Raw genomic sequence first — 24,021 nt, forward strand, 5'->3', positions numbered from 1 at the left:
TTTCTTACTGTCTACAAAACGGGGGCTTGACCAAGCATGATGTTTACAATTGGTGCTTTTCTACTAATACTTGGATTTGTACTTTCTATTTCATATGGTGCCGCGGACGTCGGTTTTCGAGAAGTATGGGATATGATCTTTTTTTTCAACTCTGAGTCACCTGCACATTTACTCGTATACGAATTACGAATGCCAAGAGCATTAAGTGGAATTTTCGTTGGAGCTTGCCTCGCGGTATCTGGATCAATTATGCAGGGAATCACTCGTAATCCATTAGCAACTCCCTCCATTATGGGCCTGTCTCAAGGTTCAGGACTGGCGATTGCGATCGCTATGATTTTCTTCCCAGCAATTAATTATTTTGAAATGGTTATTTTCTCCTTTGGTGGGGCTGCTGTTGGGGTCATGGTTGTTTACGCTATCAGTGCTTTGTCACCAGGAGGGATGTCTCCAGTTAAGCTCGTTTTGGCTGGAACAGCGGTAAGCACCCTATTTGGTGCTCTATCAACTGGACTAGCAATTTATTTTAAAATCGCTCAGGACATGAGCTTTTTTGCAGCGGGTGGATTAACGATGGTGCGATGGGATGCAATTGGTATGCTTGTGCCAGTTAGTGCCGTTTGCCTGATACTGGCGATTATGCTGTCGCGTTATGTGACAGTTCTCAGTTTTGGTGAAGACGTTGCTACCGGGCTTGGGCAACAAACCATGTTGATTAAGACATGTTGCACGATTATCGTATTGTTCATGACAGGGGCAGCAGTATCTGTTGCAGGGGGAGTTGGATTTGTAGGGTTGATTATTCCCCATATCATGCGTTCGATTGTTGGTGTTGATTATCGGTTGATTATACCTTGTTCGGCAGTATTTGGTGGCGTACTGGTCACCTTTGCAGATATTGCAGCAAGATGGTTCAACTCACCATACGAAACACCAATCGGTACTGTTACAGCTGTTATTGGTGTACCGTTCTTCCTCTATATGGCTCGTAGGGAAGGAAGGAGTTTATGATGCAATCAAGTTTATACAAACGGGCACCCCTCATCATGGGATTGCTTGTTGCCATGATTATTACAGTGGTCTTAATTAGCTTGAATTCAGGTTCAATTCCCATTTCACCACTGGAAGTGTGGGATACGTTACTAAATGGTGGGACACGTCAACAAGAAACCGTGCTATTTCAATTTCGCATGCCACGTTTGGTCATTGCTTTACTCATCGGTTGTGGCCTTGCTGTTTCTGGTGTGATTTTACAGGGATTGTCTCGAAATGCATTGGCAGACCCAGGTATTCTGGGAATTAACGCAGGTGCTGGATTAGCCGTAGTGCTGTTCATGTATTTTGCAATCGAAACAAAGGATATTAAGAATGTTTTGCCTGTTATGATGATTCCTTTGTTCGCATTAATTGGTGCCGGTGTATCCTCAATACTTATCTTTACGCTTGCTTGGAAACGGGGGATTACCCCCATTCGCTTGATCCTTGTAGGGATTGCAGTGTCGGCAGGAATCGGTGCGATAAATACAGTCGTGTCATTGAAGCTTGCATTTGCAGATTTTATATATGCAACAGTCTGGCTGGCAGGTAGCCTGTGTGGCACCAGCTGGACCTTTGTTATTGCCATACTTCCATGGATTCTGATTCTCGTTCCGTATGCGATGTGGAAAGCTCGATATCTGAATGTATTTAATCTAGGTGATGAGTTAGCAACTGGTGTTGGGGTGAGAGTAGAACGAGAGCGTGGAAAATTAATTTTTGTGAGTGCTGGACTCGCTGGAGCTTGCGTGGCGGCTGGTGGAGGTATCGGATTTATTGGCTTGGTTGCACCACACATTGCACGTAAACTGGTTGGACCGAAGCATCAATTTCTCATTCCTACTGCTACGCTGGTGGGGGCATTACTGTTATTGCTGGCCGATTTACTAGCACGTAATATATTAACTCGTACTGAAGTTCCAGTTGGAATCGTAATATCTGTTATTGGAGCGCCATATTTCATCTATCTTTTGATGAAAACGAAAACATAGCAAGCTACTATAACAGTGTCCGTCAGATGTTTTTTTCGTAGTGACATGAATTGTACAGCTAAAAGTGCTTTTAGATGAAAAAGGAGAATAAATCAATGAAACGTTTTATGAATGTAATGATTATTTTTGTACTATTGTTTGTTTTTGCAGGTTGCAGTCAGAAGGAATCGGCTTCAGTAGCAAGTAATCAGGAAGGAGCATCTCAACAAGCAGGGGACACTGAGTTTAAAACGGTAAAAACCTCCCGCGGAGAAGTGAAAATTCCGGTACATCCAAAACGTGTTGTTGACCTTGCTTATGCAACCGAAGAATTATTAATTATGGGGATCAAGCCTGTGATGTCTACTTCAGGACCTGATTTGCCGGACTATCTAAAAGGAAAGCTTGACGGAGCAGCGTTAGTTGAAACTAGTTCAGTTAAAGTAGAAGACGTAATGGCCTTACAACCAGATTTGATTCTTACAAGCAACCGCACTGAAAAGCTTTACGACCAGCTTTCTCAAATTGCACCAACCGTTCAGCTTGAAGGAGACTTTTACACTTGGCGTGAAAGATTCCCGGAAATGGCAAGTATTTTAGGTAAAGAAAAGGAAATGAACGAATGGCTTGCTCAATACGATGCAAAAGCGAAACAAATTGGGGATGAAATTAAAAAGCAATCGAAAGATGCAACATTTGCTCTATATGTAACAAACGCTTCCCAATATCGTATCTATGGTAAGGCGCTTTTAGGAGACGTTCTATTTACTGATTTAGGCTTGCCTATGGCAGAAGGTGCTCCGAAAGAAAAGCTTGTGGAAATTGTATCGCTTGAAAGCTTATTCAAGTTTGATCCAGACTATATCTTCTTAGGATTATACGGTGACAATCTAGCTGTTGCACAGAAAAAGCTGGATGATATGCAGAAATCAGAGCTTTGGGGTAAGCTAAAAGCAGTAAAAAATGGACATGTCTATATGCTAGATAACCCTACATGGTCTCTTGGAACATTCCCGCTTGGAAAAGAGAAAGCGATTGAAATGGTTCGTGACATCGTTTTTAAAAAAAAAGAGCTAAAGAGTTTATATCGTTTAATGAAGCATGATAAAATATACACATAGAAAGTACAGCTACCTTTCCTTTTCGGAAGGTAGCTTTTTATGTTTTCAAATGAATGAGCTATGGCTATAACAACAAGAATAACAGCAGATAGTGAATCAATCCAACTATCCGTCATCACTGAAAGACGAGGAGAGTAGATATAACCTTTGTCTTTTGTAAATGATAGTGAATGAAAAAAATTAATGGTCATATTTAGGAGTTGAGCATGAACCATCACTTTGACAGCTAAGGATAAAAATTTATCAATAAAAAAGCAGTAGGTTTGTACCTACCGCTTTCTTTCCTACAATTTATTTAGTTTTCCTGTCATTTATTTTAGCGATGTTCTGAAATGAATAGCATAATTCGTGTGAGTTGATACTTATGCTAGGAGAATAACCACTAGGTTGTCTTATATAGGGCTTCCTCTTTCTCCTTCAGCGGTTTTATGACACTAGCTTTTTTGGAATTAGCTGAAAACCGTGGGAAGTTAATCACGATTGACACGATACCGCAAACAGCAACTAACAGCGGATAAAAAGCAAATGGTAATAATTCGATTGGTGAGAGTGCAGCAAATCCTGCCGCAGTTAACATTTGCGCTCCATAAGGAATGATTCCTTGTACGCTACAAGAAAATAAATCCAGTAAGCTTGCTGATTTTCTCGGATCGATTTCATATTGATCTGAAATGTTTTTAGCAAGTGGACCTGCGAAAATAATAGCGATTGTATTGTTAGCTGTACACATATTTGTCAGGCTCACAAGACCAGCAATACCAAACTCTGCGCCTTTTTTCGAACGAATATTGCGCGTCAATACATTCAATAGATATTGAATCCCGCCATTATGTTGAATAATTTCAATCATTCCACCGATAAGCATGGTTAATAAGACAAGCTCCATCATTCCACTAATCCCTAACGTCACATTTTTGAAGAAAGTGGCAAGTGTGTAGCTTCCATCTATCATGCCGATAATACCTGATAATACAGTTCCTCCCATTAGAACCACTAGTACATTCCATCCAAGTAAGGCTGCAAGCAGAACTCCTGCATACGGTAATACTTTCACCCAATTGAAGGATCCTATTGTAATATTTGTATGATTTCCTGATGTAAGAACGACTAAAAGTATGCACGTCAGAATGGCAGCTGGTAATACAATTAAAAAGTTTGTTTTGAATTTATCTTTCATTTCCGTTCCTTGTGTGCGTACTGCGGCAATTGTCGTATCGGAAATAAATGATAAATTATCACCGAACATAGCTCCTCCGACAACGGTTGCCATTGTGAATGCAACCGAGATATCTGTTTGTTGGCTAATCCCTACTGCAATCGGAGCTAATGCAGCAATAGTCCCCATGGATGTCCCCATTGCTAGTGAGATAAATGATCCAATTACAAATAAGCCAACTACTAAGAGACTCTGAGGTAATACAGAAAGTGCTAGGTTCACGGTAGCTTCAACGCTACCCATGCCTTTTGCTGCTTGAGAAAATGCTCCAGCCAACACAAAGATTAATAACATAACGACGATATTTGGATTGCCGGCTCCTTTAGCAAATCGTTCTACCTTTGTATGAAAGCTTTCCTTTCGGTTCATTACTAATGCAACTGTACTTGCAATTATAATGGCAACGATGATTGGGAGCTGATAAAAATCTCCTGTAATAACCCCAGAGCCAATAAATAGTGCTAAAAATATACCAAGCGGCAATAAAGCCAACGCACTCCCTTTTGTTTGATTCATCAATAACACCCTCTCTATTTCTAAACTTTTCCTAGAGAAAAATGAAGAAGACCTCTTCTTATGAGAAGAGGTCTTATATGGCATATAAGAAACACTCTTCTCATCTTTCAAGCACATGCTTGCTGGATTTGGCACAGCACTCTAAATACGAGTCCGCTGCCGAGGCATCAAAGGGCCAGTCCCTCCGCCTCTCTTGATAAGAAGGTTTCATATTTTATTCTCTATTGATTAATCTTTTTTTACTTTACTCTTTCCTACACAAAATGTCAAATATTTTTTAGTGCTATTTAACTTATGCAAGTGATCCGGCTATATAGAAGCCTCTTTTGGTTATTATTCATCAGCTTCTTGAGCAATTTTTTCTCTTCAATGGATATCCTGAATTTATATAGTCTCACTACATGTAAATATGCGTAAATCTTTCATTTTGGCTCGCTCCAATTGATAGAACAGCTACATGAGTACAAATGGAAATATCGTCCATCAAGCGATATAATAAAGAAAGATGCAATGAAAAAGGGAGTGAATGTAAGTGAAGCAAGATATCATAGAGCGGTTTACAAGATATGTAAAGATTGATACACAGTCCAATGCACAAAGCCAGACAGTTCCGTCAACACCAGGACAGTTAGAGTTGGGTAATTTGCTAGTCGAAGAATTAAAGGCGATGGGACTCTCGGAAGTTACAATCGATCCAAATGGATATGTAATGGCGACACTCCCTGCAAATACGGATAAGCAAGTTCCAGTGATCGGTTTTTTATCCCATTTGGATACGGCTACGGATTTTACAGGTAAAAATGTCAATCCGCAAGTCCACGAAAATTTTGACGGAAAAGCTATTACATTAAATAAAGAACTTGGCGTTGTTCTAACACCAAAATTATTCCCAGAGCTACCGTCCTACAAAGGTCATACATTAATTACTACCGATGGGACAACATTGCTCGGAGCAGATGATAAAGCTGGGATTACTGAAATTATGACAGCGATGGATTACTTACTAAAGCATCCAGAAATCAAGCATGGAAAAATTAGAGTAGCATTCACTCCTGACGAAGAAATCAGTAGAGGACCAGCTCATTTTGATGTAGCTGCTTTCGGCGCGAAATTTGCCTACACGATGGATGGAGGGCCTCTAGGTGGATTGGAGTATGAAAGCTTTAATGCCGCAGAACTCAAGCTCACCTTTAAGGGGATTAGCACGCATCCTGGAACGGCCAAGAATAAAATGCTTAACGCAAGTAAGCTAGCAATGGAATTCCATGCACAACTACCTGTAGATGAGGCACCAGAGTATACAGATGGCTATGAAGGCTTTTACCACCTTAGCTCAATAAATGGCGATGTTGAACAAAGCAAATCTCAATATATTATTAGAGATTTTGATAAAGACAACTTTAACAGCAGAAAAGAGAAAGCAGCAAGCATCGTGAAACAGATGCAGGAGAAATACGGAGCAGAAAATATCATTATGGAGATGAATGATCAATACTACAACATGCGTGATAAAATTGAACCGGTTAAGGAAGTTGTTGACATTGCTTATGAAGCGATGAAAAACCTCGGAATCGAGCCAGTAATCAGCCCGATCCGAGGTGGTACGGATGGTTCTCAATTATCGTATATGGGTCTGCCAACACCTAATATTTTTACTGGCGGGGAAAACTATCACGGCAAATTTGAATACGCTTCTGTAGATATTATGGAAAAAGCTGTTCATGTTATTGTCGAGATAGCCCGGTTGTTTGAAGAAAAAGCATGATGATAGTCAGCTAAAATGAGAGCAAATCCCCTTAGTGTCAACAACTAATGAAGTTCCATGCAAGCATGGATTCGTTGATGTTGAGCAAAGGGGATATTTTTATAAATAAGTACTACATAATCTCAATAATCCCATAAAAATAACGCCGAAAATGACAGTAATCGCCAGACTTTTCGTCCGCAATGCTAATAATAAGGTAGGAACGATCGCTATGAGTGTTAGCCAATTCACTGCGATTGAATGACTGGTTTTCACAATGACACTCTCTACAACTAAGGCTGTGAGAATACAAATAGGTATAAAAGAAAGCCATTTCAGTACAGGTGCAGGCAATTGTAAATTACGAACCACTAAAAATGGCAAAATACGTGGAAGGAATGTCACTAATGTACATCCTACTATCAGAAGGAGAATTGATTGATTAAGGCTCATTTATCTGTCACCACCCCAATAGTAGCTACAATGACCGTTGCTAAAATAACTGCAACGTGCGAAGGTACAATAAAGGATAAAACTAGCATAGCTATGATCATATAAACAATTAGACAGAGAGAATGCTTTAGTTTTGAAGGCTGCATAGATTGCAACTGCAAGACCAGTAAGGCAACAAACATTGCTGTTAAAGCAAAATCTAATCCGAATATCGTTGGATTCGGAATCCATTTCCCAAGAATAGCTCCTAGCATACACGAAAAGATCCAAATGATATATGCAGTAAGATTTAGACCATTCATCCAGCGATCATTAATCTGTTCTCCCTTTGTAATTTTATTGATGGCAACACCGAAGGATTCATCGGTAACCAGTGCACCAATACCAATGTTTTTTAATAAGGAATATTTTGTAAAATAAGGAGCGAGAGTTGCGCTTAGTAAAAAGTTACGTAGGTTTACAATAAAAGTTGTTACAATAATTGCTGATGAGGGACTGTTTGTTGCTAATAGGGCACAAATGATAAATTGAGCCGACCCTGCATACACCAAAGCTGATAGTAAAGTAATTTCTAAGATGCTCAAGTGAGAAGATACACCTATCACACCAGCTGCTACTCCAATACTAATGTATCCCAACAATGTAGGGATACAATCTTTGACACCTTGCAGGAATGTAGGGGCATTTGCTTCCTCCATCCTTGATTCTTTTCCTATATTCATTTCCAGTGTGACCACCCTCTGCTGTTTAGTTTATTTTTACATATGGGATTATTCTTACGACTTTTAAAAATATAGAAAGAACATTTTGTTTTTGTTAAAAAGTACATTTTATCAAGCATATTTGATATTAGCAACTATTATATAGACATAAGAACCTATCACTAGAACCGGTATGTGGTATTTTCACCAATTCTATGGTATAAAAAGTGATGTTAAATCCGATAGATAATTTATATACGATCGCTACGTAGATAAGCAGGTGAATCAAATGAATGCCAGACAAATAGATATCTTGCGTATTCTATTAACTCAATCCGATCAGCATGTATTGGTACAAGAGATTGCAGAAACGGTAGGCTGCTCGGAAAAAACCATTCGTAATGATTTTAGAAGTATTCAGGACTATCTTAAAGAACATTCACATGCTACCTTAATTCGAAAACCAGGATTAGGTGTTTTCTTAGAGGTAGAGGAGCATGAAAAAGCAAGCTTATTTCACAAATTACACATGGTGAATCATCCAATCAAATATGTATCTGATGAAAAAATGATTCTTGAAATAGCTTATCAGTTAGTAATGAACGTAAAGCCAATATCAGCTCAGGACCTTGCCTCCAAATACTTTGTCAACAAATCAGTCATCAAAAAAAGTTTGGATAAAATCGAAAACTGGTTAAACGTTTGGGGGCTAACCTTGGTTTCTAAGCAAAAAGTAGGTCTTATAATCGAAGGTAACGAAAAGGATAAAAGAACCGCGTTAGCTCGGTTATCACAGTTGACCAATAATTCTCAGCTTAGTGATTCATTTATTAAGGAGCAATTTTCATCTCATGAGGTTGAAATTGTCAAGAATGAATTAAAACAGCTACAAAAGCGGCATTCCTTCTTTTTTACGGATGAAACGCTTGAAGGATTAATTGTACATGCTCTTTTGATGATTAGGCGAACGAAGCTTAAACAGCCTATTACTCTCTCGGAAAAAGAAAAAACACTTCTACAAGATAAAAAAGAATATGAATGGACCGCTGAATTACTTAAACAACTGGAATCTATTTTTGCAGTAAAGTTTCCACAAGCTGAAATCACTTATTTGGCCCTACACATTCTGGGCGGTAAATTTCGTTATCAACAAAAGAATGAACCATTGAAAATCGATGATTTTACTGAAGATAACCCTGTTCTTTCTCAGCTTTTATCACTATTAATTAAGCGAATGTCTGAGTTTAATATGATTGAATTTGTGAATGATCAAACCTTAATAGACGGCTTGAAGGTTCATTTATATACAACTTTAAATCGCCTTAATTACGGGCTTTCTGTATCGAATCCGATGCTAAGCGATATAAAAAGAATGTATCCGTATATGTTTGATATGGTGCTTTGTGTACTAGAAGAAGTATACCAATCGCTTTCTCTTTCCATACCTGAGGAGGAAGCAGCTTATCTTGTATTACATTTCCAAGCGTCAATTGAACGATTTCATAGCAATCGAGAAAAAACGAAGGATGTTGTCATCGTTTGCCATATGGGAATTGGAATGTCGCAACTCTTGCGAACAAAGCTCGAACGGAAATTTATTTCCATTCATATTATAGCGTGTCTAGCCAAAGCTGACGTAAAAGAGTATCTTGCCACCAATGACGTAGACTTTATTATATCTACCGTTCCACTGCCTGAAATGAATATCCCATATATTGTTATTTCTCCTTTATTAGAAGTAACGGAAGAAAAAAGACTGGAGAATTTTATAAAACATCTGAATGAACCTATGCAAAAAGCACCAAAAGAATCTGTGCTTTTGAAGTTCACAACCCCTTTTTTAGTTTTTTTACATCAGGATATCGAGCATCGTTATGAATTGATTGAAATGCTTGCAACTGTCTTACATGAAAAAGGATTTGTGGAAAAGGAATATACCCATAATGCAATTACCCGGGAAAGAATGTCGTCGACTAATATTGGCGCAGGCGTCGCTATTCCACATGGCAATCCAAGACTGATTAGACATTCGGCCATTGCTATTGCTACATTAAAAGAGCCAATTGAGTGGGGAGCGGAGAAGGTGTCACTCGTATTTATGCTGGCAGTAAAGAATGACAATCAAGAAGATACAAGACAGCTATTCCGTGAATTATCATTTATCAGTGAGCAACCTGCTTTTATCCAAACCCTCATGAAGGAAACGGATACCATGCAATTTCTGTCTCATCTCCACCACAAAAAATAACCCCCCCATCTTGCTTTGCCTATTTCAAGGGAGATAAAATCCATTTTTCCGGAATCTACGGAAAAAAACTAAACTTTTGTCTGAAAGATTTCGCAGTATAGTATATGTAAGCGATTTCGAAATAGATAAAGGGGGATTAGTGATGAAACTCTTAGCGATTACTTCATGTCCTAATGGAATTGCCCATACGTATATGGCGGCAGAAAATCTACAAAAAGCTGCTGATAAATTAGGTGTCCAAATGAAAGTTGAAACGCAGGGCTCGATTGGAGTAGAAAATAAACTTACGGAACAGGATATACGTGAAGCGGATGCTATTATAATAGCAGCTGATAAAACAGTCGACAAAGATCGCTTCATTGGGAAAAAAGTATTACTTGTTGGAGTTCAGGATGGTATTCGTAAACCCGAAGAGCTAATCAACTTAGTATCAAGTGGAGAGGTACCTGTCTATCAGGCTCAATCAAATGTGGTAGAGAACAAGAATAGTGAGAAAGCTGATAAACAAAATTCATTTTATCGTCATTTGATGAGTGGTGTATCCTACATGGTCCCATTCATTGTTATCGGTGGATTATTGATCGCGATTGCTTTAACACTTGGAGGAGAAAAAACACCTGGTGGTTTGGTTATTCCAGATGCTTCATTCTGGAAGACAATTGAAAAGCTTGGTGCCGCTTCATTCACTTTCATGGTTCCCATTCTTTCCGGTTTCATTGCTTTTAGTATTGCTGATAGACCAGGTCTTGCTCCTGGTATGATTGGTGGATTAATTGCAGCGAATGGTAGCTTTTATGGAAGTGCAGCTGGTGCCGGTTTTATCGGTGGTATTATCGCAGGCTTTTTAGCTGGTTACGTAGCATTAGGCATTAAGAGCATCAAAGTTCCAAAAGCAATTCAGCCTATTATGCCAATCATTATCATTCCAGTATTTGCTTCCCTTATTGTAGGTCTGGTGTTTGTTTATGTAATAGGATCACCTATCGCACAGGTTTTTGAGTCTTTAACAGCATGGTTATCAGGTATGCAAGGTACAAGCTCGATTCTTTTAGCCATTATCCTAGGTGCTATGATTTCCTTTGATATGGGCGGTCCAGTTAATAAAGTTGCTTTCTTGTTCGGTTCTGCCATGATTGCAGAGGGAAACTACGATATCATGGGAGCGGTTGCAGTCGCTATCTGTATTCCTCCGATTGGTATGGGTCTAGCTACTTTTATAGGTAAGAAGAAATATCAGGATACAGAACGAGAAGCAGGGAAAGCAACATTTACAATGGGGTTATTTGGAATTACAGAAGGAGCTATTCCGTTCGCGGCTCAGGACCCATTCCGTGTTATCCCAAGTATTATGATCGGTTCAATCGTCGGTTCGGTAATTGCAATGGTGGGACATGTTGGAGATAAAGTAGCACATGGTGGACCAATTGTTGCTGTTCTTGGTGCTGTTGATAATGTGTTAATGTTCTTCATCGCAGTTATTGTGGGTGCAATTGTAACAGCTGTACTGGTCAATTTCTTAAAAAAAGATATACAAAAAGTAAATGTTGCTACTACACAAGCAGTAGAAGAATCCATAGCTCAGCAAAGCTTGCCAAAGGAAGAAACAAAAGTAGCACCGATGGAAATCAAAAAATTAACTGACATTACCAGCTTAGAATTAATAGATGTAGACATAGCAGGATCAACACGTGATGAGGTCATTGATGAAATGATTCAAAAATTAGATCGTGCAGGAACAATTCGTTCCACATCAGAATTTAAGCAAGCGATACTCAGTCGTGAACAAGAAAGTTCCACAGGAATTGGTATGAACATTGCTATTCCTCATGGAAAATCAGATACTGTCCAAAAAACAAGTGTGGTGTTTGGACTTAAACGAGACGGAGTAGATTGGAAAAGTCTTGATGGTACAGATGCAAAACTGATTTTTATGATCGCTGTTCCAAAAGAGAGCGAAGGGAATGAACACTTAAAAATTCTTCAAATGCTTTCTCGAAAACTGATGGACGAGGGCTTTAGAGAACAACTATTGTCTATTAATACAAAGGAAGAAGCATATCAACTATTAGCGTCTATCGAATAAATAAGATAAAAAAGTTATTCTACCTCATGTAAGATAACGTATACAAATACACTGATGATCGAGGCCTTCTCTCCTTATGTAAAGGGGGAGAAGGCCTTGCATTTTACATGCTCCATAAATGATAAAAATCAAGTAATATACAGATTACTTGAAAATGTCTATCTCCTATACTGTTTACGCATAGATAAAACAATTCCAATCAATAACATGTTGGAAAGGAGAGAACTACCACCATAAGATAAGAACGGTAAGGCTATTCCCTTTACTGGCATTAATCCAATGGTCATTCCTATGTTTTGAAAGGTTTGAAAGGTGAGAACAGCTACAATTCCTGAGCATATGCAGGCGCAAAATAGATCATTTGATTCATTACCGATTTTTATCACACGATACATAAGAATAAAGAAGAGTGAAACAATCAGTACTGCAATTACATATCCGCCTTCTTCCCCAATCGTAGCAAAAATAAAATCAGAATGCTTTTCAGGAATATAAACATTTCCTTGTCCAATGCCTTTTCCTTCCAAGCCTCCAGAACCAATTGCTAACAGACTCTGCATGGATTGATAGCCTTCATCCTTAAAGGTAGAAGGATCAAGCCAACCCAGGATTCTTTGCTGTCTATGGCCACTAAAGAGCGAGAGGACATAGGTTCTGAATACATCAGGGAGTTCAAAGTACAAATACAGCAAAAAGGATACCAACAAGGCTGGAATTAATGAGAGTGCTAGGATTAATTTTGTTTGTAGCTGGGAAATGAACATTATTGCTACTATGGAAATTACGTATAAAATAACCATACCGGTATCTGGCTGGGTATATACTAAAAAGGAAGGAAGCAGGGTTATTCCTAGTAATTTAACAATTAATAATAGATCGCTTCCAATTGTTTTAAAGGTGTGTTTTTTTTGATGCTCCATTACCAAATGACTAGCTAACAGAATAATAGCAACCTTTAAGAATTCTGATGGTTGAACGGAGCCTATTCCTGGTAGGGTAAACCATCGCTTTGCCCCATTAAGGATAGGTGCAATTTTTTCTGGAGCGAATTTAAGAACAATAATACCTAACAGACAAAAAACATAAAAAACCCAAGACAATTTCTTAATCTGTTCAATGTCTAAAATAGAAATGTAGAGCATGAGAGCAAAACCAATTACATAGTAAATGGTTTGTTTTCCTACAAAGTTTGTTTGTCCGTATTGACCGGTTTGTTGACTGCTATAAATAAAGAGAAGGCTAGTAGCGAGAAAAATAGCTAGAATTAGCATGATGAGCCAATCTAATTTTTTCAGATGTTTGAAAATCATATTCATGTAAGAGTCCTCTGGTTTCAAAAAAGTATAAAGCCTTAAATCAATCTATGTGTAATAACTTAGGCTTATATTATAATACGAATGATGTAGTCGTGAGGTAACAGTATATTAAAACAATCCTAGTAAAAAATTTTCCCATGTGACTAGCATAGAAACGTCTAACAGGTACCACGATGAAATAAATAGCTATTTTTTATAAAAAAGGCACTTGCAAATGGTAGCTTCGCAAGTGCCTTTCTCTTATTTAAAAATAACTACGCTAGAGGTAGCTTCATCCCAAGCCAGGTTAAAACGTAAATTGTCCGTAATCGTACGGATTGGTAGCATTGGGACATTGTTTTTCAATTGAACCGCATCTGTCATGGTGTAGTTCTTACCATTAATGGAAACAATCTTTGATCCAACTTTAAACACCATGGTTGTGTTTCCACTTTTAACGGTAGCACCTGTTTTTGTATAGGAGGTGCTTACTTTCAACCCATCACGAACGAAAGTAGCAGGCACCATTGTGTTACCATTCACAGTTAGTGGTGCTACAGCTAATGGGAAGGTTTTACCTTGTGCTTTATAGGAAGCTGTGCCAACTTTGAAGCTGACCCCATTTTGTGCACCTACTATTACTTGACGAATGAACAGTGGATTTCTTTCCTCTGATGTATAAACACCAATATTGTAAACATTGGATGCTGCTGGTGTTTGGATTTTAGCATTTTCGTTGATTGTTACACTTACTGCTTGACCTGCAGGAAGAGCAAGTGATGGATAGATAACTAGATTCTGACCACGAGTGCCTACAAAGCTAGGATATGCACCATTTACTGTCACAGCATTGGTTGGAATGGTAGTAGGTACACGGAAAGTAGTTGGCATCGCTACTTCAATGTAATCATTAGTACTGAGTCCAACCCCCAACGCTTTAATTCCAACTGTCATACCTGAAATCGCATTTGGATTCGGCTTACTCAATTTTACCGTAGCAGCGCTGTTATTCACTGGCACTGGCACTGGGGTTGGAGTTGGATTAGTCGGATATGTTGGGTTCGTAGGGTTCGTAGGTGTTACGGAAGTACCTGAAACAGTAAAGGATTTTGAACGATAGGTAACATCATTATGCTTAACAGCCAAGTCATAGCTACCTGATGTTGTTGGGTTCTTAATAAAGGCTTCCATTTTTACATCGACACGAATTTTATCAGTGCTAGAGAAATTACTTGGTGTTCTTAGAGAAACGGTACGTCCAGATACATTTGCAGTGCTGACTTGTGTACCATTAATTGTTACTGATGAAGCAGAAATATAACCAGGCACCATATCTTGGGACGGGAATTCGATATAAATATCATTTCCGTATCTTAGTTCTTCTTTTAATCTCAATTCCATAGAGACGCTTGTACGTGCGCCAACCGAGCTATCTGAGAGCGAAACACTATAGTCGCTGTTAACAGAAGAAGAGCCTTTCTTTACATCAAATTCTTTTGATGTATATGTGGTGCTTTTATACTCAACTTCGATTTTATAGGAAGAGCTGGATGATGGTGTTTTAAAGCCAGCTCCTTTTTTAAATGAGATCTCAAGTTTTTTCTCATCATTATCTTTGGAGCTCGGTTTAATTTTTACCGTTCTACCGGAGACGCTGACATCTTTAGGAGTGTGACCGTTAATTTCTACATCATCCGTGCTGAGTCTGCTTGGAACCATGCTAGACTCAGGGAAAATAACCTCAATATATTTTGAATCATCCAATTTGTCTTCTAAAGTAAATTTAGAAAGTTCAATAGAGGTTTTCTCATCTGAGTAGCTACTGCCTAAAGACACAGAGAAGGCATTTTTTTCAGAACCACTTTTACTAGAGGAGCCTTTTGTGATCTCGATTTTTTCATCATCATCACTGTCGCCATCATCAACGGAGATTTTGTAATCGTCGGCTTTATCAGGGTTGATGACATCTTTAATGATAATTTTGACATCATCACCTTTACCGATAGTTTTGCTTAGTTTAATTGTAACTTTGCCTTTTTTAACAGTAACATCTTTTGGATCTTTACCATTTACTTCAACAGAATCAGTTTCTACTTTGCTCAAGTCAAAGTCAGAATCAAAATCTACTTCAATCTCACTTGTTTTTTTGTCTGATTCAAACTTTATCGTATAAGTAGTTTTCTCACCTGCTTTGGTGCTCTTGGCGTCGATACTTAAATCTGATGCAGCATAAGCACCTTGTGGCACAGAGAGTAGGGGTGTGATTGCCAGAGTTGTGGCTAGCAGTAAGAATGCGCTTTTCTTCATTTGTTTCCTCATTGTTTTCCTCCTGAATATCCATAAATTTTGCCTGTAGACAGCAACCTACTCCCTCTTTAAGCCAAAAAACAGGGCAAAACAGGGGAAGTCGTTGATAACCCCAAAGCATATTTTTGGTAATCGTAAATAGAGACGTTGGAGAAGGGAATAAGTTACACAGAAATTCAGATAAAATAGCCATTTTCTTGCTCAAATGTGTTCCTTCATTAGTAAGGAACTAGATTTACACCTTTTACCAAATGGCGAAATTTAATATAGACATCTTTTTAATAGAAAGTTAAAATGTGCAATGAAGAAAATGATTGATAATAGTTATCAAAATTATGAGTTTCTGATGAAAAGACCTGGCTTACATATTGGAGGATGAACATGCTATATATCAAACAACGAAGCTTCATGCCGATTATAGTTATGCTACTACTAGCTATGATGGTTAGTGCTTGTAATACCACATCAAACACAGTGTCACAGCCTAATAACGAGGGCAAATCATCTGCCGAAAAGAAGACGAAGGTGTTTAGGGATGCTACGGGTGAAATTGAAATTCCTATTCATCCAGAGCGTATCGTCAGCATTACGTTTTTGGGAGATTTGGCAGCGCTTGGTGTTAAACCAGTCGGGGCGGGCTCTATTGCATTAGAGAATTCTGTATTGCTATCTAAAGAGCTTGAGGGTGTAGAAAATGTAGGGGATGTATCGATTGAGAAAGTGATGCAGTTGAAACCCGATTTAATAATTGTACCAACCTATTTACCTACAGAAATTACGGGGCAGTTGAAGAAAATTGCCCCGACTGTTTCTTTACCTTCGGGAACACTTGAAGGTACGGATCCGATTGAGGAAGTTCGGACCTTTGGAGAGCTAGTAGGAAAAGAAGCGGAAGCCGAAGCATTTATTACTCGTTATAAGCAAAAAGCTGAAGCAGCTAAAGAAAAAGTAAAAAGTATAATTGGATCAAATGAAACAGTAGGAAGCTACTCGATCTGGGCCAAAAATTTCTGGGTGTGGCCAAAAACACGTGATGCTGGATACAATCTGATGGAAATGTTTGAATTAAAGCCAGTAGAAAAAGTAAAAAAAGAGATTTTCCCTACAGGTCAAGGGAAGGATATTTCCTTAGAGCTGTTGTCTGAATATGCTGCTGATCACATGTTTATTAGCGTATATGAGCCTGACGGTGGAGCAGAGCGGGCAAAAGAAATGATGAGTAGTCCAATCTGGAAAAATCTAGAGGCAGTAAAACATAATCATGTATACATGCTTGATTCTAAGAAGTTCTGGATGACAGATGGATTGAATTTGGAGAAACAGTTGGATATCATTGTTGATCTACTCGTAAATAAAAATAAAAAATAAGCAGAGAAAAGCCACTTGCCCTTGTCATATAGGGATCGAGTGGCTTTTTTGATAGGTGCTTTGTGGTGTTGTGTAAATACATACGATAATGTATTATATGTTAAACAGTACCTCAGTTTGTATAGTACTGTTTTATGCAAGGTGGTGAAAGGATGAATATACAATTTAAAAAAGGTGTATTAGAGCTTTGTGTGCTAGTTTTATTGGATAAAAAAGATCGTTATGGATATGAATTGGTACAAAAAATATCCAGTAGATTCGAGATTTCGGAAGGAGCAGTCTATCCCTTATTAAGAAGGCTGACAAATGAAGGGTATTTTACGACTTATTTGAAGGAATCTTCCGAAGGACCTCCCCGAAAATATTATCAAATTACGAGTCAAGGGCGAACGTATATGCAACAGTTGGTTGCAGAGTGGAGAATGTTTGCTACTAGTGTCAATATCATTATTGAGGAGGGCATGAGGAGTGAATAAAGATGCTTTTTTGCATGAATTAAAGGTTAGTTTATCCAACATTTCCGCAGAAGAGCGAGAAGACATTTTGTACGATTATATAGAGCATTTTCAAATTGGTCTGGAAGAAGGAAAGAGTGAAAAAGAGATTATTGAAAAGCTGGGCTCTCCCAAAATGATTGCTAAGGAATTGCTGGTCACCTTCCATTTAGATAAGGCTCAGAGTCAACCTACACTAGGGAATTTATTCGGTGTTATCGTAGCTATGATTGGAGTAAGCTTTATGAACTTCGTCTTTGTATTGGGACCGAGTATCGTTATCCTAGGTTTCTTATTGGCAGGATGGGGAATTAGCCTGGCATTTATGATTTCACCCATTCTTGTCGTGCTTTCTGCCATTATGTTTGGTTTTTCTTCATCTCAATGGTTGCAAGTGTTTGCAGCCCTTACCTTATGCGGACTTGGAATTTTACTTATGAATGGTATGTATTATGCCACTATCTTTATGTATAAGCTGTTTATTCGCTATTTGAAAATGAATATTACGATCGTAAGGTCAAAACATGTAGCTTCTTAACAACATCTGGCTAGGGCAACTGTATAGAAGGTAAATAGGAGAGGATTCAGATGAGAAAATCAGCAATCATAGGCGTACTGTTTATTGTTATAGGTGTTATCGGGTGTGTGGGATGGTTTTTATCTGGGGGGATTTTTGGACAGGAAACAGCAAATACAACCAGAGAAAAGACGATCGAGCACCCACAATTCAAACAAATTATGGTGGACAGTGCTAGTGAGGATATCCATATTGTCTTAAGTAATGACAATCAAATAAAAATTCGTTTGGATGAGAAATCTGGATGGTTGGGTACTAAGAGTTCAGAACTACAAGTAAGGGAGGAGAATGACAAGCTTCTGATTACGACAATACACCCCCAGAACTGGTTTACCATTGATTTTAGCATGAATGACAGAGGGCTAACCATCTTGCTTCCTAAACAAACGTGGGAGAAAATGAAGCTTAGTAGCACATCAGGTAATATTACGGTGGACGATGTGTTAACCAAGGAATTTGTAGCATCTAGTACATCTGGGGACATAGAGATTGAACGTCTTGAAAGCGAAAAGAATGATATTCAGGTTACGTCAGGAAATGTGGAAATTTCACGGCTTATAGCTACGTATTCTTCATTTGAATCTACATCAGGCGACGTGGAAGTAGAATTAGTAACTGGAGAGGTAAAAGCAAATAGTACCTCTGGAAATATTGCTCTGCACACAGCTGAAGTAACGAACGATCTAACATTGGAAGCATCTAGCGGAAACATTAAGGTAGTTACGAATAAACAGCCTACAGATACACGGTTTGTAGCAAAGACATCCTCTGGAGAGATTCAGACTGATATAGAAGGGTTCCGATTCAACAGTATCTCAAATGATAACGTAGAGGCAACGAATGGGAAAGAGGTTAAACGTACGGTGAGAATTGAAACGACTTCGGGAGATATAGCATTTAAGCAACAATAGAAAAAAGGGACGATAAAGCTACACGATTAGGCTTAGAAGATAACCTATATTGTGTGAGACTTCTATCGTTTCTCTTTTTTTCAAATAAATGAAGTATTATCATAAACAAGTAGAGAGGTTATAGAAGTAATAAGTTTATAAAAAAGCAACGTAATGGTTCTCCCACGATGTTGTATAATAACAAGGAGGAGTTTTTAGTTCCATTTGGTTTTTGCTAAACGAGTAAATGTTTTCGAGATCCATGAGAGTTTTGCTTGGCGTCATAGGCTTGGCAATATTACTTCCTCTAATGCAACCATTGAACAAATAGGAGAGTGTAGAGCGTGTATCTTCGCCAAGTGCGGCTACTAACAGAAAAATACCCTAATCGTAAGGAATATCCGTTTTCGATTTCTGCTTTGCAAAACCTAGAGAGTTTATCGTTTGATAAAAATATTACCTTTTTTGTAGGTGAGAATGGTTCGGGAAAATCAACTCTATTAGAAGCTATTGCTTATCAATGTGATTTCCACACAGCAGGTGGGGGCAGACATAATTACTATGAGGTAGACGCTTCTGATGCTTCGCTAGGGGAGTATATTCAGTTGTCATGGCTTCCTAAGATAACAAATGGTTTTTTTTTGAGGGCAGAAACTTTCTATCAGTTCGCTAGCCATATAGACAGTATATATGGTACGAGTCACTATGGTGGACGTTCTTTACATGCCCAGTCACATGGTGAATCGTTTCTCTCTCTCTTTCGCAATCGGTTTGGTCATAAAGCCATTTATTTACTAGATGAGCCAGAAGCGGCCTTGTCGCCTGCGCGACAGCTTTCCTTATTACGCTTAATGAAGGACTTAGAGCAATCAGCGCAATTTATCATTGCTACCCATTCTCCGATTTTGCTAGCATTTCCGGGAGCGAAAATTTATAATTTTGACCAATCTCCTATTGCAACGACCAGCTATGAGCAGACGTTACACTATCAAATTACAAGACGTTTTTTAGAAAATAGAGAGGCAATGCTAGCAGAGTTATTTCGTGATGAGGATGAATAATTAATTTCTTATCAGCATGTAATAAGATAGAGAGGAAAAAAATGGACTTGGATTCCCTAACATGTTACTTTACTAATATGCTTATCTACATTTGAAACCAGATTACGTTATGAAACGTATTAAGATATACCAACATAAAGGAGCACGGAACCCTTATATGACCTCTCTAAAAGAAGTATTTAAAAGTACAATCATGAAAAAAATTATTGTATTACTTATCTTAGTTGCGTTTGTCTACATATTTCGAAGTATGATGAACATGATCTTGCTTTTCTTCATCATCACCTTTCTGATGAATGAATTACATCAATTTCTTGTCCGTCAACTAAGCATCGAGCGAAAGATACTTAGGAAGATCACATTGATTCTCCAATATGCAGTGTTTATTTCACTAATTGTCATTGGCATTCTAAGATTTTTACCAAGTGTGATTACTGAATTGTCGCCGCTTGTACAGCAAGTGATTGCTTTTTATGAGAAACCGATTTTTCCAGTGGATAATTTTATTCTAGAATTCATGGTGGAGTCGTTGCAAAAGATTAATGTGGCGAGCTATGTGAATAATGGGATGGAATTTTTAGTTGGTGTTGTTACCAATGCAAGTAAGTTAGGTATCAATTTTGTGATTGCCATGATTTTAAGTCTCTTCTTCTTGCTGGAAAAAGAAAAGATTTTCTTCTTAACCTCCAAAGTAAGAACAAGTAAGCTATCCTATTTCTACGAGGATTTTCGTTACTTCGGAAATAAGTTTACGCAGTCCTTTGGTAAAGTAATTGAAGTACAATTTGTGATTTCTATGGTTAACTGCATCATGTCGATTATTGCTTTATGGATTATGGATTTTCCACATCTATTTGCATTAGGAATAATGATTTTCGTACTTGGCTTGATTCCGGTGGCAGGTGTCATTATTTCGTTAATTCCTCTGTGCGCTATCGCTTTTAGTATCGGAGGTTTTATCAAGATTATCTATGTACTTATCATGATTACTGTGCTGCATGCTATTGAAGCCTATGTGCTTAATCCTAAGCTGATGTCGTCAAAAACCAAGCTACCGATCTTTGTAACATTTGCGGTATTGATTATCTCAGAACATTTTATCGGGGTATGGGGACTAATACTGGGGATTCCTATCTTCATATTCCTACTTGATTTACTTGAAATTAAATTTATGGAAAAGTAATGATTTGTACGGACAAAAAGCCTAACGTATTTCCTTGTAGAAAGGATTCGTTGGGCTTTTTACTCATAAAAGTGCCAATATTTGTCGTTACATAAAGGAAGAGAATTTTTATTTCAGGCTCCGAAAAGCGGAAGGAGGCACACATGGTAAACGAACGAAGGATTGTAATCTTTCTAGTCATTCTGTTCATGTATGTTACGACCCTTTTCTTAGGAGGTTCCGAGATTATCAACAGAAATCTGGTGAATTCGGATCAAATTACGACTAATTCACGTAACACAGATAAACTCTTGTCCACTAGTGAACAAAAGACGTTGCATGCTAGTTCAATTGCATCACTTTTGCAAAAGCGTCCTTTGGTTGTTATCGCTGGACCTGTGCATAAAGAGTTGAATGAGGGTGTTATAGGGGCTCAGCTTTCAACCTCTTTAGCTCCGTTGTTTCATGACGTGCAGCAGACGGGTCAGGAATCTCCTTTAGTCGTCGTCGTACCACCAAACAAGCAACTCCCAGTGTACCAAGCACTACCTTTTTACACACCAGAACAGGTTCTTGGAATTACGAATGCCGCCGGGGAATGGTTCCCTATAACGGATGCTCATTGCGCCTGTGATAGTCAGCAACTCGTCGAATCCATAAAAAAAAGAGTAGGTGAGCAGCAGCATTCTTTACTAGGATTATTATCTTTGCGAACAGCACTTTATCATTACTATCTTCAAACCCAAACGCTTCCCAAGCAACTTAGTCAATTGACACAAGCATCTCCAAATAATTATTTGTCTCAAATCCCTGTACCTCCCGCAGGAGATCAGGACGGATGGATTTATAACCCAACTGCCTTTCAACCGCAAAGGCCTTGGGAAAGTATGGAACAAGTAGTAAGGGCAAAGGGGCTAGACATGGTAGCAAAGGGGCTTCAACCAATTGAATTAAACATCTCCATTCCTGAATTTCGGATGCATGTAGTGAGTGGTTCCTATCTATTACGCTCCTATCCTGTGGCACTAGGAACTCATAATCAGACGCCTGTAGGAGATTTTAGCATTGCATTAAAAGTAAATAAGCCAAAATCAGCAACCAAAGTATACGGTACACGTGCTCTCGCCTTGAGTAACCCAGATTATGCCATTCACGGAACGAATGACCCATCTTCTATCGGCAAAGCTGTGTCCAAAGGGTGTATCAGACTGTTTAATCAAGATGTGGAAGAGTTGTATAGCTTAGTCCCATTGGGAACAAAAGTACATATTGGTAAGACAAAGCTGAAATCATCACCAACAAAGGGTCTCCCAGGAAACGGTAAGCCGTATCTACTATCAGGAAGATCAGATGAGAAGTCAAAAAAGTTCTATCACTGGCGGGGGTAAGCAGTAGAGAATAGCGTGACCAAAGTTGAGTACTAGTTTTATCTATGCTACTATCTTTAGAAAAGGTTTGACCCCCTATTAAAAGTATGGTGATAGAAATGCTCTCGTTTACTAGATTATGTAAGTGTAAACCCCCTATTCCGTAGGGTATGTGCAGAGTTTTGAGATTTGCACATAATAGGGGGAATCGGTATGACCAAAAAAATCTCAACACCGTCACTGTTACTATTTATTATCCTTGTGGGCTTTCCACAAATTAGTGAAACGATATATACACCTTCTTTACCTGATATTTCACAAACGTTTGGTGTTAGCAGCAATATCATTCAGTTAACATTGAGCCTTTATTTCTTTGGCTTTGCCTTAGGGGTTTTCTTTTGGGGAAGGCTATCTGATGTGATTGGAAGGCGGCCCGCAATGCTATGGGGCATAATTATTTATGGAGTTGGCAGTCTTGGCTGCTATCTATCTAATGCAGTTGAATGGTTATTAATCAGCAGATTTGTTCAGGCTTTTGGAGCGAGTACTGGCTCTGTAGTGACACAAACGATTCTTCGTGAAAGCATTGACGGAGTCAGGCGTCACGTTGTGTTTGCCCAGATATCTGCTGCGCTTGCCTTTACCCCTGCGATTGGTCCCTTGCTTGGGGGATTCATCGATCAGGCTTGGGGATTCCGGGCTGTTTTCTTTACCCTTGTTGTGCTGGGTGCGGTTGTTTTTGTGTACACGTTTATGGCGTTACCTGAGACAAAATTATCTGTAACTTCCAAAAGTAGTGTACGTTTAGTAGCTAAACGTATGGCTCGTGATAAAAGAGTATGGTTGTTTGGATTGCTGATTGGGCTAACGAATGGGATTTTGTTCAGTTACTATGCAGAAGCACCTTTTATTTACATTGAGTTTTTTCATATGACACCAGGTGTGTTTGGGTTTTTTGGAGTCTTTGTAGCTTTAGCGTCCATAATTGGTGCGCTACTTTCAAAGAAATTGCTACAGAAACTTTCAGCTGAGAGAATTATTTATCTAGGATCACTTGTAACGACATTGGGTGCAGGGTTTTTAACAAGTCTGGTGCTTATTGGGTTAGATTCTTCAATCCTGTCATTGGTATTACTTGTTAGTTCTGTTTTTACACTTTTGATGGGGATTGGGATGGCAATACCTAATTGCCTAAGCTTAGCACTGGTGAATTATCATGACACACAAGGAACAGCAGGCGCTATATTTGGGTTAAGCTATTACTTTATTGTTAGTTTTATTACTACAGGTATGAGCTACCTTCATAATGGAACACTGCTTCCTATGCCAATGTATTTTCTTTTATTGGCTCTGGTCAAGGTAATTGTCAGCTACAACCTGATGACTCCATCTAAAATCGATTAAATAATGAG

General features: G+C 38.6%; 18 protein-coding genes, 1 pseudogene and 1 riboswitch. Of the genes and pseudogenes, 14 read left to right on the top strand and 5 right to left on the bottom strand.

Going from position 1 to position 24,021, the window contains the following annotated elements; genetic code table 11:
• Nucleotides 1-51: 51 nt before the first annotated feature.
• From ACQV1I_RS08780 to ACQV1I_RS08790, 3 genes and pseudogenes are all read left to right on the top strand, one after another.
• Nucleotides 52-1,011, top strand: a pseudogene (locus ACQV1I_RS08780) (FecCD family ABC transporter permease); the annotation flags it as partial.
• Nucleotides 1,008-2,027: a FecCD family ABC transporter permease gene (locus tag ACQV1I_RS08785; protein WP_236645738.1), complete on the top strand. Its 1,020-nt coding sequence runs from the start codon at nt 1,008-1,010 to the stop codon at nt 2,025-2,027. The pseudogene ACQV1I_RS08780 and the gene ACQV1I_RS08785, both read left to right, overlap by 4 nt.
• Before the next feature lie 95 nt (nt 2,028-2,122).
• Nucleotides 2,123-3,127, top strand: coding sequence for an ABC transporter substrate-binding protein (locus ACQV1I_RS08790; RefSeq protein ID WP_116333673.1), 1,005 nt, complete (start codon nt 2,123-2,125; stop codon nt 3,125-3,127).
• Between the two features lie 382 nt (nt 3,128-3,509).
• On the opposite strand, the gene ACQV1I_RS08795 is transcribed toward ACQV1I_RS08790, so the two are convergent.
• Nucleotides 3,510-4,976 carry a Na+/H+ antiporter NhaC family protein gene (locus tag ACQV1I_RS08795; RefSeq protein WP_328588837.1) on the bottom strand — a complete coding sequence of 489 codons (1,467 nt, stop codon included), beginning with the start codon at nt 4,974-4,976 and terminating at the stop codon, nt 3,510-3,512.
• Nucleotides 4,957-5,062, bottom strand: a riboswitch (SAM riboswitch). (Overlaps the previous gene by 20 nt.)
• Before the next feature lie 329 nt (nt 5,063-5,391).
• Here ACQV1I_RS08795 and pepT point away from each other — a divergent pair.
• Entirely contained in the window at nt 5,392-6,624 is a 1,233-nt protein-coding gene (pepT, locus tag ACQV1I_RS08800) for a peptidase T (protein WP_094699158.1), read from the top strand.
• 99 nt (nt 6,625-6,723) lie between these two features.
• Here the strand turns inward: pepT and ACQV1I_RS08805 are convergent, their stop codons facing one another.
• Nucleotides 6,724-7,056, bottom strand: a complete 333-nt coding sequence (locus tag ACQV1I_RS08805) for an AzlD domain-containing protein (protein WP_116333674.1) — start codon at nt 7,054-7,056, stop codon at nt 6,724-6,726.
• On the bottom strand, nt 7,053-7,778 hold the full coding sequence (locus ACQV1I_RS08810) for an AzlC family ABC transporter permease (protein WP_236645739.1): 726 nt from the start codon (nt 7,776-7,778) through the stop codon (nt 7,053-7,055). Before ACQV1I_RS08810 ends, ACQV1I_RS08805 begins: the two co-directional genes overlap by 4 nt.
• Before the next feature lie 268 nt (nt 7,779-8,046).
• Between ACQV1I_RS08810 and ACQV1I_RS08815 the strand changes: the two genes are divergently transcribed.
• Both ACQV1I_RS08815 and ACQV1I_RS08820 read left to right on the top strand, forming a co-directional pair.
• A complete protein-coding gene (locus tag ACQV1I_RS08815) occupies nt 8,047-10,005 on the top strand; it encodes a BglG family transcription antiterminator (RefSeq protein ID WP_116333675.1) in 1,959 nt (652 codons plus the stop codon).
• A gap of 142 nt (nt 10,006-10,147) precedes the next feature.
• Nucleotides 10,148-12,088: a PTS fructose transporter subunit IIABC gene (locus ACQV1I_RS08820; protein ID WP_094699155.1), complete on the top strand. Its 1,941-nt coding sequence runs from the start codon at nt 10,148-10,150 to the stop codon at nt 12,086-12,088.
• 158 nt (nt 12,089-12,246) lie between these two features.
• Here ACQV1I_RS08820 and ACQV1I_RS08825 read toward each other — a convergent pair whose 3' ends face one another.
• Both ACQV1I_RS08825 and ACQV1I_RS08830 read right to left on the bottom strand, forming a co-directional pair.
• Nucleotides 12,247-13,404: an FtsW/RodA/SpoVE family cell cycle protein gene (locus ACQV1I_RS08825; RefSeq protein WP_116333676.1), complete on the bottom strand. Its 1,158-nt coding sequence runs from the start codon at nt 13,402-13,404 to the stop codon at nt 12,247-12,249.
• Nucleotides 13,405-13,644: 240 nt separating this feature from the next.
• Nucleotides 13,645-15,702, bottom strand: a complete 2,058-nt coding sequence (locus ACQV1I_RS08830) for a stalk domain-containing protein (protein WP_116333677.1) — start codon at nt 15,700-15,702, stop codon at nt 13,645-13,647.
• Between the two features lie 369 nt (nt 15,703-16,071).
• On the opposite strand from ACQV1I_RS08830, the gene ACQV1I_RS08835 reads away from it, so the two are divergent.
• The 8 genes from ACQV1I_RS08835 (at nt 16,072) to ACQV1I_RS08870 (ending at nt 24,013) form a co-directional block, all read left to right on the top strand.
• Complete coding sequence (locus ACQV1I_RS08835) at nt 16,072-17,058, top strand: ABC transporter substrate-binding protein (RefSeq protein ID WP_116333678.1); 987 nt, start codon at nt 16,072-16,074, stop codon at nt 17,056-17,058.
• Between the two features lie 152 nt (nt 17,059-17,210).
• Nucleotides 17,211-17,534, top strand: a complete 324-nt coding sequence (locus ACQV1I_RS08840) for a PadR family transcriptional regulator (RefSeq protein ID WP_018672169.1) — start codon at nt 17,211-17,213, stop codon at nt 17,532-17,534.
• Nucleotides 17,527-18,090: an HAAS signaling domain-containing protein gene (locus tag ACQV1I_RS08845; RefSeq protein ID WP_116333679.1), complete on the top strand. Its 564-nt coding sequence runs from the start codon at nt 17,527-17,529 to the stop codon at nt 18,088-18,090. The genes ACQV1I_RS08840 and ACQV1I_RS08845 overlap by 8 nt, the downstream gene beginning before the upstream one ends.
• A gap of 50 nt (nt 18,091-18,140) precedes the next feature.
• Complete coding sequence (locus tag ACQV1I_RS08850) at nt 18,141-19,040, top strand: DUF4097 family beta strand repeat-containing protein (RefSeq protein WP_116333680.1); 900 nt, start codon at nt 18,141-18,143, stop codon at nt 19,038-19,040.
• Nucleotides 19,041-19,363: 323 nt separating this feature from the next.
• Entirely contained in the window at nt 19,364-20,080 is a 717-nt protein-coding gene (locus ACQV1I_RS08855; protein WP_018672172.1) for an AAA family ATPase, read from the top strand.
• Between the two features lie 157 nt (nt 20,081-20,237).
• Nucleotides 20,238-21,263 (top strand): AI-2E family transporter, encoded by a 1,026-nt coding sequence (locus tag ACQV1I_RS08860; RefSeq protein WP_116333681.1) that lies wholly within the window; start codon nt 20,238-20,240, stop codon nt 21,261-21,263.
• Between the two features lie 143 nt (nt 21,264-21,406).
• Nucleotides 21,407-22,630, top strand: a complete 1,224-nt coding sequence (locus ACQV1I_RS08865) for a L,D-transpeptidase (protein WP_094699148.1) — start codon at nt 21,407-21,409, stop codon at nt 22,628-22,630.
• Nucleotides 22,631-22,822: 192 nt separating this feature from the next.
• Nucleotides 22,823-24,013, top strand: a complete 1,191-nt coding sequence (locus ACQV1I_RS08870; protein ID WP_094699147.1) for a multidrug effflux MFS transporter — start codon at nt 22,823-22,825, stop codon at nt 24,011-24,013.
• Nucleotides 24,014-24,021: the final 8 nt, after the last annotated feature.

Source organism: Brevibacillus sp. JB24b (assembly GCF_051713385.1).
GTDB classification, from domain to species: domain Bacteria; phylum Bacillota; class Bacilli; order Brevibacillales; family Brevibacillaceae; genus Brevibacillus_B; species Brevibacillus_B laterosporus.